Annotated in this window: 1 protein-coding gene; it reads left to right on the plus strand. The window is 69.1% G+C overall.

Annotation, left to right across the window (positions count from 1 at the left end; genetic code table 11):
* Nucleotides 1-85: 85 nt before the first annotated feature.
* Nucleotides 86-16,342: leukotoxin LktA family filamentous adhesin (locus WFQ67_RS30120; RefSeq protein WP_337058995.1), on the plus strand; the 16,257-nt coding region annotated here is incomplete at its 3' end.

A 16,342-nucleotide genomic window follows, 5' to 3' on the forward strand; every position in this document is an offset into this window, starting at 1 on the left:
GAATGGCGTCTCCTAGCCCTCGCTTATAGCGAATAGTGAAAATTCACCATCCGTGAAATTTCCTTTCGTGACAGTGAGGTCCAGCATGCCGGTCGAGCGCTTCTCCCCCAGTACGACACCCCGCGTTCTTCCGAGCCAGCGCTTCCAGCCAACCCGCATCGCGGCGGCCATCCTCGTCGGCATGGGCGTGCCGTCGGCCTGGGCCGAATCGAACAACATCGTCGCGGCGGGAGGCTCCTACCTGGTCGGTGACACCGTCATCCACTACGCGGGCACGGCGACCAGCATCGCCACCAAGGGCTCGGTGACGGACATCACGACCGGAACGGTCCGCGGCCAGACCGGCTTCAACTCCTTCAGCCACTTCCAGGTGGGCAGCGGCAATACCGTCAACCTCTACGTGCCCGGTGGCGCCAGCAACCTGGTGAATCTGGTGCACGACTCGCGCGTCGTCATCAACGGCACCCTCAACGGCGTACTGACCGATGGCAATCGCATCGGCGGCAATATCCTCTTCGCCGACCCCCATGGCCTGGTGGTGGGGGCCGGTGGCGTGGTCAACGTTGGCAGCCTGACCATCACCACGCCTTCCACCCAGCAGATGCAGCAGCTCTCCAGTGCCGTCGGCACACTGTCGGCGGATGGCACGGCGCGACTCGTGGACGATCTGCGCAACGGCCTCTACAACGAAGCCGGCACGCTCACCGACCTTCCCGGTACCGATCGCGGCAAGGTGGAGATCAAGGGGCGGGTCAACGCGGTCGGGTCGGTCAACATCTTCGGCGCCGCCGCCGTCGTGGCCAATGGCGCCCGCATCGAAGGTGGCAAGGACATCGCCGACGCGGTGTTCCGCGGCACGGTGAACACCGAGGGCCTGGCGGTGGGGCAGGCCGTGGCACGTGCCGATGGCGCCATACGCATCGTCGGGCGCGATTCGGCGACGGTTTCCGGCGAACTCGCGGCCCTGATGGCGGACGGCAGCGGCGCCAACGTTTCGGTGTCCGGCGGCCAGAGCCTGGAGCTCACCGCGACCGCCAACATCTCCACCCAGGGCGCTGCCGGCAAGAACGGCGGCAAGATCGCCCTTGAAGCCAGCACCGTCAATTTGCGCACGGGCTCGACCCTGAGCACCCGCGCCAGCGGTGCCGGCCGCTCGGGGGACATCCAGGTCAGCGCCGTCAGCGATGGCGGTTGCACCTTCTGCGAAGGCGACCAGGTGCAGACGGTCGCCGAGCTCACCGACAGGCTGAGCAAACAGCCCAACTCCTTGCTGGCGCCGGAGCGGGGCGTGGCCAGCGTCAACATCGAGAAGGGTGCAGTGCTCGATGCCAGCCATGCCGAGGAATCCAGGCAGGGCGACATCAAGGTCAGCGCCACGGCGATCAGCCGGCAACTGGGGGGCTATTCCGCCGCCGATGCCAGCGTGAAGGTGGCGGGCACCCTCAAGGGCAACGACATCAGCCTGGCCAGCAATGCCGTGGCCGTGGTCGACCCGTCGCTGCTCGGTACGCTGTTCGACAGTGCCGCGATCAAGGCGGACGTGCTGCGCATCAAGAACGAGAACGGCTGGTCCGACGAGGCGGCCTGGGGCAAGGTCATCGGCGACCTCATCAAGCCGATCACCGGCATCGGCTCGCTGAACGATCCCGACCAGCTCAAGGCCCTTGGCGCCGATCCGGCCGACTTCAGCGAGCTGACGGCGCTCATCCCCTTCCTGGCGGTCTCCATCGCCCAGGCCGACTCCACGGTCGAGGTGCTCGACGGCGCCAGCCTGCAGGCCAGCCGCTCCCTGCTGGTCAAGGCCGACAGCACCCGCAACGTGGGAACCGAAAGCTTCTCCATTCCCGTGGTGCAGAGCCTGATCCCGTTCAACGCCGGTGTCGCCTTCGGGCGCATCAGCGGGGCGACCCGCGTCGAGATCAAGTCGGGGGCGGTGCTCAAGGGCGGGCAGGGCATCGCCGTGCAGGCCCACAGCGAGAACAGGCTGGATGTGAAGGCCGAGGCCTCCAACGGCCATGACGCCGAGGGCAAACCGGTGACTACCACCGGCTTCGCCGCCGCCATGGCCAATACGGCACTGACCACCACCGCGCAGGTGAACGCCGGCGCCTCGCTGAACACCCGTGGCGACGTCAGCGTGCTGGCGCTCAGCGAACAGGACATCAGCAACACGGCCAGTTTCAAATCCATCGGCAACGGTGCCGCAGGCGGGGCGGTGCTCGCCCTGAGTGTGCTCGACAGCAACACCCGCGCGGCATTCGATGCCAACCTGAGCGGTGCTCGCAACCTCGAAATCAGTGCGACCAACCTGGTGTCCCGGCAGCACAACGAGGCCACCTCGCAAGCCGGCAAGAGCCTGGCGGACTTCATCAAGTTCCGCGCCATCGGCACGGTCGACCCGATCAAGAACTTTGTCCTGAGCAAGTTCAAGGACGTCAACCCGACCCAGCCCAGCGACAGCAAGTTCCGCCTCGCCGCCTCCCTCGCCCTGGTCGTCAGCGACCAGCAGGCCGAGGCCAGCATCGGCAAGGGCAGCCAACTGAGCCTCAGCGGCGACCTCAGCCACACCGCGCTGCAGGAGATCCGCAACCTGCACAACCTGTCCAACAGCACGGTCAATGGTTCCAAGCGCGGCTCGGACCAGAACGACTACTCCCTGAGCATGGCGGTGGCGATCGCCACGCTCAACCAGGGTACCCGCGCGCTGGTGGGGGATGGCGCCCAGGTCAGCGCGCAACGGATCGGCATCGGCGCCAACTACATCCAGCCGCTCAGCCTGAACGGGTTCGATCGCTGGAGTTCGCTGAGCGACATCGGCAAGCGGATGATCAGCCTCAAAGGCTGGCCCAACGACCTGGCGGGCGGGTTCTCGACGCAATACGCCAACTCCCAGGGCACCTCCGACGAACTGGCGATCACCGGCTCCGTGTCGGTGCTCACCAACCTGGTGGATACCCGCGCCTGGGTCGGTGACAAGGTGCGACTGGATGCTCTGGCCACCAGCGAGCAGGCCTGGCAGAGCAGCCCGCTGGCCAGGCTGGCGGAGCGCCGTGACGGCAATGGCCAACTGATCCCGCTCAGCGCCATGGCCAGCGACCGTCGCTGGGACTGGGCGCAACCCATTACCGTGGCCGCGGGCAACCAGCTCGGGCAACTGGCCATCGCCGGCAATATCGGCATGTTCCTGTTCGGCACCAGCGTCGGTGGCGAGGCGGCGTCGCCCTCGGACGGCAAACCCACGGCCCTGGGCGGAGCGCTCAACGTGCAGACCGTTTCCAGCAAGGCGGTGGCGGGCATCGGTGCGCAGTCCGTGGTCAAGGCCGCTGGTGTCCAGGTCCAGGCGCTGCAGGACGACCTGATCCTCGCGATCAGCCCCTCGGCAGGCTCGGGCGTCAGCGCGGCGGCCAATGGCGCGGCGGTGGCCAATACCCTGGCCTCCACCGTCAACGCCTCCATCCACAACACCGCCAGCGTCGAGGCGGGGCGGGTCGGCGTGCAGGCAGAGCACCGCCTGGGCCTGTGGACCGCATCCGGTGCCGTGGCTTTTGGCGCGGGAGCCGGGGTTGGCGGCGGACTGGCGCTCAATGTGCTGACCACCGACGTCAATGCGCTGGTGGGGAACAACCTCAACTGGCGTCCCATGGTGATGGGCCAGGGGCTCGATGCCAGCGGCAGGGGGGCCTGGAAGGCCAATGTACTGGATGTGCAGGCGCTCAGCTCCGGACAGAGCGGTGCATTCGCCATCGCCGGTGCCGTGGCCAAGGGCAAGGAAGAGAAGAAGCAGCAGGAGGACGCCACCAAGAAGGCCGGAGACATCGGCAAGCCCACGGTCGAGCTGGCTGACAGCTTCGGCCAGGCGCTGCTGCAATCCATCACCCTGGGCGTGGTCAACGTCACCCCGGCCCTCAGCTCCCTGGCCGGCGCGGCTGGCAAGGTCAAGGATGTGGTCAGCGAGGCGCCCTCGAAGATCGCCAGCGGCTGGGACAGCATGAAGAAGCTGTTCGGCAAGCAGGATGCCGGCTCCGGTCCGGACGGCGGCGGCAGTGACTCCGGCGGGCAGGGCAAGGGCTTTTCCATCGCCGCGGCCGGCTCGAGCAGCATCAACGTTTCGCGCCAGCGCAGCCGTGCCGATCTCGGCGATATCGTCCTCGACCCGCGCGACCCGGCTCAGGGCGGCAGCAAGGTACAGGTCCTGGCGCTCAACCAGACCCATCAGTTCAGCGGCTCCGGGGCCGGGGCGCTGACCCTCGCCGGCAAGCAGAAGAGCGAGTCGAGCTCCGCGCTATCCGGCGCGCTGGCCTACAACCACCTGATGAACGAGACCGATGCCCGGGTCGGCAACGTCCTGCTGCGTGGCAACGACCTGCTCCAGGTCCAGGCCCTCAGCGCCGGGGACCAGATCGCCATGGGCCTGGGCCTGGCCGCAGCCACGGCGGGCAGCGAGACCAACGTGGCGGTGGCGCTCTCCGGCTCCGCCGCCTACATGGGCAACCGCACGCGTGCCGTGGTGGAGAACAGCCAGGTGGAGCAACGCGAGGCGGCGCCCGGCAGCATCGAGGTGAGTGCCTACGACCGGGCCCGGGTCATGCTCGGCGGCGGCGCCTTCGCCGGCAGCAAGGGCAATGGCGGCAGCGCCGGCGGCTCGCTGGTGGTGGGCGTGCTGGCCAATGAGCTGGCCTCCGAATGGCTGGGCAGCAGCGCCAGCCACTTCGCGCGCATGGATGTCGCCGCCGCCAGCGCCTCGCGGGTGCTGGCCGGTGCCCTGGCCGGTGCCGTCAGCACCGGCAGTGACAGCGGCGCGGGGGCGGGATCGTTGCTGGCGCTGGTGCTGGCCAACCAGGTCAAGGCGCGCATCGACGCCTATTCGCCCACGGGGGGCGGCAGCCCCGTGCTGTCGTCGTTGCAGGGCGGTGCGTTGAACCTGACCGCACAGAGCGTTTCCGGCGCTTCCGCGCTGGACGCCCGGTTCGCCGGCGCAGCGGATGCGACGCTGCTGGACAGCGGCCTGGACCTGGGCGGCGGCACGACCGTCTCCGCCATCCAGGTCAAGGGCGATGTGGACAAGGACCTGCTCAACGGCAAGCAGGGCCCCGGTGACCTGTTCGACGGCGATATCGCCGGCGAGGCGGTGCTGGCCGTGGCCGGCAGCCTCGGGGCGTCGGGTGGCAAGGCTGGCGTGGGGGGCTCCCTCGCGCTGGTCTACGCCGGCAGTGGCTACACCGCGAAGCTGGCCAACAGCCAGGTCGATCTCAGTGGCGACCTGACCATCGCCGCCCGGCACAGCGCCGATGTGCTGGCCGCCGCGGTATCCGGGGCCGGCAGCGCCGAGGCTGGCGTGTCCGGTTCGGCCACCGCGCTGATCGGGCGCGGCACCGTGCTCGCCGGGCTGGACATGGGCGACCGCACCCTCAAGGCGAGGAACCTCGGCATCAGCGCCGAGCGCAGCGGTGGCCAGTACTCCCTGGCCGGCAACATCACCGGCAGCAGTGGCTCGACCGCCGTTGGCGGTGCCGTGGGCATCAGCGACATGCAGCAGCGGGTCGAGGCCCTGCTGGAGAAAGGGCGCTACCAGCTGGGCGGCGACCTGACCCTGGACGCGGCGCAACAGAGCCGCATCATCAGCGCCGCGATCTCGGCGGCGGTCACCTCGGGCAATGTCGCGGTGGGCGGTGCACTGACCTTCAACCGCATCGCCGACGTCACCCAGGCCCTGGCACGCAATGCCCGGATCGGCGCCGATGACCTCATCATCCGCACGACACAGGCCGGCCAAGGCGCCCTCATCGGTTCGCTGGCCTTCAACCTGGCGGCCAGCGGCAGCAATACCGGTGTCGGCTCGGCCATCGCCATCAACCTCATCGAGGCGACGCGCCAGGCGTCGCTGAGTGACAGCGATGTCGAACTCACCGGCTCGGCGAAGCTGTCGTCGGGGCTCGATGGCCAGATCTGGGGCGTAGGCGTCAACGCCGTCGGTGGCAGCACGGCCGGCGTCGGCGGCTCGGTGGTCGTGAACAACATCGATGGCAGCGACAACGTCGCCATATCCGGGGGCTATCTGCGCACCAGCGGCAGTGGCAAGGCCCTGACGCTGGATGCGGCCCAGGGCCAGGGGATGTTGATCGCCTCGCTTTCCGGCCAGGTGACTGGCTCGGGCAATACCGGCGTGGGCGGGGCGTTTTCCGTGAACCGGATCGGTACCCAGCGCAGCGCAGCCATCGACAAGGGCACTATCAACGGCTTCTCCAGCGCGGCGCTGAGCGCCAGCCTCGACCAGGCCATCTACGCCGCCGCGGTGTCCGGTGCCGGAGCCAGCACGGCGGCGATCTCCGGCTCCACCACCAGCAACGTGATCGAAGGGGGCGAGAAGGCCGGTATCAGCGCCAGCCACCTGGAGGTGGGCAGCCTGGAGTTGAATGCGAGCCGCGGCAACCGCGAGATCTGGAGTCTGGCCGGCTCGGTCGGCGGCGCCGGCAACGTCTCGGTCGGGGTGGCCAACGCCAACAACGTGATCCTGGCGCAACGCATCGCCCAGGTCAGCGACAGCACCCTGCAGCTCGGCGGCAAGCTGAGTCTGCTCAGCGGCGGGTCCTCGGGAATCCGCTCCCTGGCCATTGGTGGCGCCGGTGCCGGTTCGGCGGCGGTGGGCGCGTCCCTGGCGATCAACGTGATCAAGGGCGAGGAGCGGGCCAGCCTGGACGACAGCACGGTGTCCGGCGCCAGCGGGGTGAAGATCAGCGTCAGCGAGGGGGCGGCCGATATCTACACCGGGGCCGGCAACCTGCAGGTCGGCGGCAGCGGTGCCGGCGCCGGCGCGGTCGCCATCAGCACCATCGAGCAGCAACGCATCGCGCGGGTTCGCGCAAGCATGGTGGATGCTGGCACATCGTCGGTCGAGGTCTCGGCCGTTACCGACGGCAGCATCCGTACGCTGGCGGTCAGCGGTAGCGTCGGCGGCTCGGGAGCCGCCGCGCTCTCCAACGCGAGCAACAACATCGGCGCGGTGACGCGCGCGCAGATCGATGGCAGCGCCGGCGTGGCCGGTGTGCTCAAGGTCAAGGCGGAGGATCGCTCCAGCATCGCGGCGCTGTCCGGCGGCGCTGCCGGTGCAGGGACGGCTGCCGTGGGCGTGGCGACTTCGGTCAACCGTGTGGCCAGCCAGGTGGAGGCCCGGTTGCTCGGGCACAACGGCACACAGGGCTGGAGCCTGAGCGACCTGAGCCTGGATGCGCACTCCGCCGCCACCATCCGCTCGGCATCCATCAGTGGTGCGGTGTCCTCCACCGCTTCGGTCGGCGGGTCGGCCGCCACCAACGTCATCCAGAGTTCCGCCCGGGCCTTCATCGAACAGGGCGCCTGGGTCCTGGCCCGCAACAACGTCGGCGTATCGGCCCGCACCACCGACCAGATCAGCGGCGCGGCCGGTGCCTTCATGGGCAGCGGCACCGCGTCTGTCGGCGGCTCCGCCACGGTCAACGTCATCGAGAGCAGCACCACCGCCGGGATAACCGGCGCGGAAACCCGCGTCAGCGCCCTCGCGCTGGGCGGTGCCGCGACGATCGATAACGGTGTGCTGCTCAACGGCCCCAGCAAGGATGCGCGCCTGTGGAGCAACGCCGAACAGTTCAACCCCATTCCCGGCCTCGCCCTGGGGTCCCGGCAGTTCCGCGGGCTGGCCGTGCAAGCCAGCTCCGTCCAGCAGGTGGGCCAACTGGCGGCGGCGGGGTCGGTTTCCTTCGTGCCGCTGTACAGCGCTTCGGTTGCGGCACTGGGTAACAGCAACGTGATCGGCGGGGTCACCCGCGCCAGCATCGAGTCCGCCCAGATCAACCAGGCCGACGGCGCCGATGCCGCCCAGCAGGTGCTGGTGGGTGCCGCCAGCCATGCGCTGAGCTCAGGCTACCTGGCCAGTGGGGCTCTAAGCCTCGGGGTTGCGGCGGTGGCCGGTGCGCTGGACAGCACCGTCATCCAGCGCCAGACCCAGGCCGTCATCAGCAGCGCGCGGGTATCGAGTCGCGGAGCGACCGAGGTGCGTGCCGGCTCCACCCAGTTCGCCAGCACCGTCCTGGCCAGCGCGGCGGGCGCCATCGTGGGCGGCGCCGGCAACGTGGCACTGATCATCGCCAAGGGCACCACCGAGGCGCGGGTGGACAAGGGCAGCGACCTGGACGTTGGCAGCCTGCGGGTGAGCGCCGATGCGCTGCAGCAGTTCAGTGCCAATGCACTGGCCCTGGCGGGCGGCCTGGTGGGCGTGGGCGCCAACTTCGGCCTGGTGCTCGACCAGGCGCTGACCCGTGCCTGGGTCGGCGAGGCTCCCGGTGCGCCGGACAGCCTGGCCGACACCCGGGTACGTGCCGGGTCGGCCAGCGTGCTGGCCACTGGCACGAGCGAGCTCCATAGCAACCTGGTAGGGGCGGCGGCAGGCGGTGGTGCCGTTGCCGGTTCGGCTCTGGTGCAGGTCGTTGAAACCACCACGGAGGCGGGAGCGGGCCAGGCTCAGTTCGGTACCGCGGCCAACCCGTTGGGGGACCTGAACATCGTCGCCCATGACAACCTGCGGGTGACCGGCAACGTCGGCTCGGGCGTGGTCGGTGCGGCCGCACTGGGGGCCTCGGCCAACGTGGTAGTGGCCAACAGCGCCACCCGTGCGCTGCTCGATCGCAGCAGCGTGCAGGCCGCCTCGCTGGCGGTGGACGCGCTGCGTGAAGGGTATGCCGAGCTGTTGACGACCTCGGGCGGCCTCGGTTTCGCCAGCCTCAGCGGCAGCATCGGCCTGCTGCTACTGGGCAGCGGCGCCACCCAGGTCGGCACCGGCGACGCGGCCGTGGACCCGCTGAGCTATCTGGACAAGGACGGCAAGGGCACGCTCGCCAGCCTCGACACGATCACCGGCAAGGGACAGGTCGCGGAGCTGAGCCACGAGGAGGTGGTCTGGGACGCTGCAAGCCAGGGCTATGTCCGCGTCAGCGTGAAGGACGACCAGGACCTGGCCCGCGTCAATGCCAGCTCCACCGTCACCGTCAGTGACCGGTTGCGGGGCAACACCCCGCGCACCCACGAAACCGTGGCGCGTGTCAGCGACAGCCAGGTCAGCCTCAGCGGCGCTGCGCGGGTGACGGCCGAAGACCGCCTCGCCAGTCGCAACCAGGCCGGCAGTGCCGGCCTCGCCGGCGGTGCCTACGGTGCGGCCATGGCGTTCAGCCTCTCCAATGCCCAGGTGGTCGCGGAGCTGTTGAACGGCAACCTCAAGGCCGCCAGCCTGGCGATCCGGGCTGCCGCCAGCGACAAGGCCATCGCCGGGCAGGATGGCGATTACACCCACGCGATGTTCGTCCACGCCTTGAGCGGCCAGGCCGCCGCGCTGGGGGCGGTGGGTGGCGCAGTGGCGGCCGCGGTGCTCAACAACGGCGTGAGTGCGTCCTTGGGTGGGGCGGTACAGGTCAGCGGCGACATCGAGGGCCGGGCCGTCGATACGCAGGCGCTGGATGTCCAGGCTTCCGGCCTGGCGGTCGGCGGCCTGGCGGGGGCCGGCCTGGTGCTCGGGGTGGCGGCCCATGACAGCCGCGTCAGCCTCGACGTGGCTGCGAATGCCGCGCTGCGCGCCGGCAATGTCCTGCTTTCCGCCCTGGCGGCGGGGCCGGTCAAGGTGCAGGGCTGGGGGAGCAGCGGCGGCATCCTGGGCGGCTTGAACGCCGTGGTGCTGCTGGCGCGCGATGCCTCCCAGGCGAAGCTGATGGTGGGGCGCGGTGCGGCGCTGATCGCCACGCAGGCGCTCGACCTGGATGCCCAGGTGCGCAGCCGCCTGCAGGCCAGCAGCGAGGGTTATGCACTGGGCGGCCTGCTGTCGGCGGGCGGCAGCCTGGTGGACAGCCTCAATAGCGCGGTCGCGGAGCTGGGCGTGGGCAGCGATGTGCAGCTCGCCGCAACCCAGGGACAGCTACGCAGCCGGGTGCTGCGTGATGGCGATAACGACAGTTCCAACGTCAAGGCGCACAGCCTGGCGGGTGGCGTGGGCATCTCGGCCAATGCCGCCGTGGCCACGGCCCGTTCCCTGAGCAAGGCATTGCTGCATACCGATGCGAGCAGCCGTTTCGGTGGCACGGCGGGGGGCAACTGGACCTTCCTGGCCGAGACCGACGTTCGCCAGCGTGCCCATGCCGATGGCAAGCTCGGCGGCCTGCTGGCCCTGGGCGCTACGGTGGCGCAGGCCCTGTCCCAGTCGCAGACCCTGGCCGAGGTGGCCGGGCATTTCGAAAGCGCCCTGGGCAGCGTGAAGATCAGCGCCCTGGGCAGCCAGGACAACCAGGCCGAGGCCCGGGCCGGGCAGGGCGGCCTGGTCAGTGGCGCCGCCGCCGTCGGCAAGACGTCCGACAGCAGCCGCACCCTTGCCAGCCTGTGGGCACGCGGTGCCCAGGACGGCGTGATGAAGGTCGGCAGCCTGGCGCTCAGTGCGCTGCAGCAGTCACGCTTCAACAGCTTCGTCGACAGCACCAGCGCGGCGCTGCTCGGGGTGAGCGGCGCCCATGCACAGAACGATCTCGACCTGGCCACCAGCGCGCTGCTGCTGGACGGCGCCCGGATCGAGAGCCAGGGCTACAGCCAGAGCGCACGCGCGCTGGTGAGCAAGCCCCAGGCGACGGCCTACAACGTGCAGTCCGGCTCCGGCGGCGTGCTGGATGCGGCGGCGGCGCGCAGCCTCACTTCCATTGCCCTGGATACCCGCAGCCTGATCGGCAACGATGTACGGCTGCGCGTGGAGGGCGACTGGCGCAATCCGCAGAAGCTGGAGATCCAGGCGTTCAACCGGGTCGATGCCTATGACCGGGTGAAACTCGACAGCGGCGGCGCGATCAGCATCGCCCGGGCCGAGTCGTCGATCGATGTGCTCAAGAGCAACGCCGAGGCCCGGATCGGTGAGCGGTCGGACCTCTACAGCGTGGGCGACCTGGTGCTCGCCGCCAGTGGCGCCTATGCCATCGACAGCAACGCCAATGCCAAGACCTACGGGGCCGCAGGCGCGGCCAGCGGCAGCAGCCTGGCCCGGGTGAAGGCCGACTACCTGGCCCAGGTACGTGGCAACGCGGCGTTGTTCGCCTATGGCGATCTGCGCCTGCTGGCCGGCTATGGCCTGGATGGTGCAGTCAACCGCGCTGAACTGACCGCACGTACCGACCTCTGGAACAACACCGCCTTCCCTGTGGTGACGGACCCCGCAGCGGCGGCGGAGTACATCCGCAGCAGCAACCTGCAGGTGGAGGCCGGCAGCGGCCTGCGCAGCGTGGGTGACATCCATGCGTATGCCGGCCAGGGCCAGGGCGTGCTCTCCGGCAAGGGCGTGGGCAGGGACCTCTATCGACAGGCCGCGGCGGACCTGCTGGGGGCGATCGTCGGCCAGGTATCGCTGGACATCACCGGTGGCGGCACGCGCAACGAGGCGCAGGGCCTGGTGCGCATCGACGGCCAGCTCGACGCCGGCGTCTACAGCCAGCGCAAGCTGGTGATCAGCGGGCTGAAGTATCTGCTCGATGGCAAGGAAGTGGACCCGGCCAGCCTCAATGCCTCCACGCAGGGCACCCTGACCGTGGTGCCGGTGATGCAGGAGGCCAGCGACGGCATCACCTGGACCCTGAGCCAGGGCGAGTACTCGCAACTGCTCACCCGGCGTTTGCAGGAGTTGAACGATCGCCTGTCCAACTACGGCATCTCCGCCGTCGAGCGTGCGGCCTTCGAGGCCGAGCGCACGCTGCTGAACAAGACCCTGGCCCGGCTCTACGAGCAGATCGGCGGCAAGGTGGTGGACAAGCCCGGTGCCATCTCGGGCGAGGGCACGCTGCCCCAGGGCCTGAAGATCTGGCTGCTGGAGATCGACCCGGTGCTGGCCAAGCCGGGCAACATCCTGGTCCAGGGCGATGCCCTGATCGGCAGCGGCAAGCTCAATGCACCGGGCGACGCGAAGATCGAGATCATCAACAACAGCGAGGCCTTCCTCAGCCTGAAGGGCCTGGAGATTCCCGACCATGTCGGCGGCCAGCTGCTGTTCAACGGCGCCAGGATGTCCGGCAATACCAGCATCCGCAGTGCCAACAAGCCCGGCACCGGCACGGTGTCGTTCGCCAGCATCACGGTCGCCGAGAATTCGGCCGCGCCGCGCATCCTGGTGCAGAACCTGCGCAACCCCGCCGACAATCCCAAGGACGTCTCCGGCCTGAGCATGCCGGCGGCCGACATCTACGTGAACGGCAGCCTGCTGAACAAGCGTGGCGAGATCGAGCTCAGCGCCAAGTACGGCAGCATCTACGCCAATGCCGATATCCGTGCGCAGAAGCTCAGCCTGAGCGCCGGGCAGGACTTCGTCCTCAACAATCCCAACGCCTTCGTGCATATCGGTGGAGACCCGGCCAGCAACAACAACGGCAGCACCCTCTACAACAACGGTTCCGCCACGGTCGCCGGGCAGAACGTGGTGATCAACGCGCTCTACCTGAACATCAACGGCCTGATCCAGAGTGGCGTGGCGGATTGGCGCGTGACCATCGACGAGTCGCGCTTCGCCAATATCGACAGCCTGCGCTCGCAGGCGGTCGGCAACCGGCTGCAACTGGTGCAGACCGACGCGCGCACCGGCACGCTCGGCTATGCCTGGGACTTCGACAGCAACAGCATCGTGCTGGACCAGGTGCAGGTGGGCGGGGGCTACATGGAGCTGACCGGGCACATCCTCAGCACGGGCAAGGGCCAACTCAAGGTACTCGACGGCTTCAGCCAGGTGCACATCACCAACAACACCAGTCGTCGCCTGGAAATCGCCGGGCTCGACCTGGGCAACGGCGTCGAAGGCACCCTGCGCATCAACGACCTGGGGCGTGGCGAGAACGGCCAGCAGATCGGTGGCGAGCGCCTCTGGTCCACCGTCTATACCCGCGTGGGCGACCAGGTGCAGCGCTACGAAGGCTGGAGCAACGGCCCGTTGACCCTCAAGGGCAGCAGCGCCGGACGCGATGCGACCTACACCACCACGGCGGGGCGTTCCTATGTCTGGCTGACGGGGCGCGACGACAGCACCACCACCACTCGCCAGGAATACTGGGATGCCTTCTGGGGCTTCATCCCCACCGGGGACGGCACCCTGGCCTGGGAAAACACGGTCAAGGGGCAGAGCACGGCGATCCCGGGTGCGGAGTACATGGGCTCCACCAGCGGGCTGTACAGGATCGACAAGAACCTGATCCGCAATTACCGCTTCGTCGATGACGCCCAGCTCAACGCGATCATGCAGGGCTACGCATTGCAGTTGGCGGACCAGGATCCGGACAACTCGGCGCTGGCGGCCTTCCGGGTGGGCATCGGCCAGGGCGAGATCGCCCGCGTCAACGAGACCTACACCACCAAGGACCCGGTCAAGATCAACGAATACAGCGGTGGCTACTGCCAGGTGCACTTCATCTGGTGCCAGATCTACAGGACCACCAAGACCAGCGTCTACAGCTCGGGCAGCAAGGAGATCAACCGCTATGCCGTGCAGGCCGACCGGCCCATCGACATCAGCTTCATCGGCAGCGAAAGCGGGCTGATCGACCTCATATCCAAGGGCTCGGTCACCCTGCGCGGCTCGATGTACAACCTCAGCGGCAGCACCTCGATCAAGGTCGACGGCGCCCTGGAGCAGAACAGCGACAACCTGGTGATCGCGGCGCGCGACCTGGACCTGGACGCCGGGCAGTCGATCGGCAGCCGCGAGCAGGCCCTGCGTGTCGAAGCGACCCGCAGCCTGGGCGCCTCCAGTCGCAACGGCAGCATCGACCTCAAGGCGCTCAACGGCGGGGTCAACCTCAGCCGCCTGAGCGCGGGTGGCGAGCACATCGGCCTCAGCGCCCAGGGCGACATCCTCGGCATCGGCGCGATGACCGTCACCGGCAACGCCATCGAGCTGGTTTCCACCCATGGCAGCGTCGGCAGCGCCGGTCATGCACTGCGCCTGGACTCCGGCAACGGCGCCAAGGGCCTGGTGCGCGCCAGCGCGGTGGGGGACATCCAGCTCGAGGAAGTGGGTGGGGATCTCTGGCTGGATCAGCTCAAGGCTGGTGGCGATGTCTGGGTCAAGGTGGCCTCGGGCAACCTCTATGACGGCAACAGCGAGCTGGGCTACGACGACCGCGCGCTCGATGAGCTGCAGCGGCTCTGGACGAGCATGGGGCTGACCGGAAGCGCGGCCGAGGAGGCCATGGCGCAGCAGCGCGGCGCCCTGATCAAGGCCGGGCAGCAACGCTATGCCCAGTACTGGCGCCTGCGCCAGGGGGGCGAGGTGGCGTTCGACGCGAGCCAGGCCGCCTTCAGCGCCGGCCAGCGCGAGCAACTGGCAGGCCTGGGCTGGAGCGAGCAGCGGATCGCCAGCGAGGAGGCCCGGCGCATGGCCGACTACCAGGCGCTGCATGCCACCTACGGCGGAACCACCTACGACCCGAACTTCACCTATCAGCTGCAGGATGCCGAGCTCAGGAGCCTCGAGCAGACGGCCACGTGGAGCGAGGACCAGTTGCGCTACTCCATCGCCGCCAGCCTGCTGCGGCGGGACGACGGCGGCTCGGTGGTACGCGAGGCCAATAACATCGAAGGGCGCAATGTCACCCTGGAGGCGTCGCGCATCGGTCGCCTCAAGGCGGATGCGATCGTCATCGACCTGAGCAAGACCGCCTCGCTCACCAACGAGCAGCGCGCCGCCCTGGCGTCCGCCGAGCGCGACGACATCGAGTTCGATGCCGGCAACCCGCTGCTGATCCGGGTCGCGCAACGCGACGATGTCAACGTCAAGGCCAGTGGCACCCTGACCGCCACGGCCCAGAGCGACCTGTTCCTCGGCGGCGACCAGGACTTCAACGTCTTCGCCCTCGACGGCCGCAGCATCAGCCTGAAGACCGATGGCAGCATCGAGAGCGCCAATGGCGACAAGGTGGTGATCCGTGGCCACGACGTGACCCTGGAGGCGACCGGCGGCGCCATCGGTGGCAAGCAGGCACTGAACCTGGCGGTCACCGGAGACCTCACCGCCCGGGCACGGTTGCTGGACCTGGTCCAGCACGGCGACCTCAGTCTCGATCGCCTGACCGGTGTCGATCGCCTGTCGCTGCAGGTACTGGGCGACCTGCGCTCGGCCAGCCAGCTGGGCGAGAACCTGCTGGGTGGCCAGATCGATCTCAGGGTCAGCGGCACCACCGGTGCTGCCGCACAGAGGGTGCAGCTGGGGACCGGTTCCGCATCGCAGCGGATCAACCTGGAGCTGGGAGGCAATGCCTGGATCGGTGGTCTGCAGGGGCTTGCCAGCCAACCCGGCGTGCTGCGCCTGGGGACGGTCACCGTGGGCGGCACGCTGGACCTCGCCCAGGTCGGTGAGGTGCACCAGGGCGGGCGGTGGCAACTGGGTGGCCTGGTGGCGGATGTCGCCGGCGACTGGTTGACGGTCGACGGTGGCAGCCTGCTGGCACGTCATGGATTGAGCCTCACCAGTGGTGGCCAGGTGCGGCTGGGCGATGTGACCATCGAAAGAGGAGACCTGGACATCCAGGCCGCCAGCCTCGCCGGACTCGCTGCGGGAAGCCGCTGGCAAGCCGACGGCCTGCTGCGGCTCTCCGCTCTCGGCGACATCGGTTCGCTGGCCCAGGGCATCGAACTTGCGGCCCGGCGTCTCGAAGCGGACAGCGCCACCGGGGCGCTGTACCTGGCCCTGGCGGCCGGCATCGAGGGCGGCACTCTGGACAGCGGGGCGGGCCAGTGGTTGCGTTCCCTGGGGAACCTGAAGCTGGATCGGGTCGGCAGCGGCGAGGGCGTCCTGCTAAGCGGCAGCGGCCAGGTGGAAATTGGCTCGCTTGACGCCGAGCGGGGCGTGGATCTGTCCGGCGATGAGCTGGGTATCGGCGTCCTGCGCAGCCGTCACGGCGGCCTCCGCGCCGATCTTTCCGGGCACTTGCGGATTGACGACCTGGAGGTTTCCGGTGCTGGCGACCTGCACAGCGCTTCCGCGATGCTCGGTGCTGCGACGTTCGGCGGTGCCCTGGTGCAGTCCCACGGCGGGGCCTTGCAGGCAGATTCGTTGGAGATCGCCGGCGGCTGGACCCTGGATGCGGGCCGCAGCGAGATCGGCGCGGCCAAGGTCGGTGGTGCGGTGGACATGACGCTGCGCGACGGCCTGCGACTCGGAAGCCTGGAGGCAGGTCAGGGCTGGACCCTGCGCGGCACCGACGCCCAGGTGACCCGTGCGGCCGTACAGGGCGCGGTGCAGCAGGTGCTGAGCGGGGCCCTGGACCAACAGGACCTGCAGGCGGCCGGCGACTGGACGCTGCAGGCCGGCGCG

Origin of the sequence: Pseudomonas sp. USHLN015 (genome assembly GCF_037153275.1) — a bacterium.
Classification (GTDB): Bacteria; Pseudomonadota; Gammaproteobacteria; order Pseudomonadales; family Pseudomonadaceae; genus Metapseudomonas; species Metapseudomonas tohonis.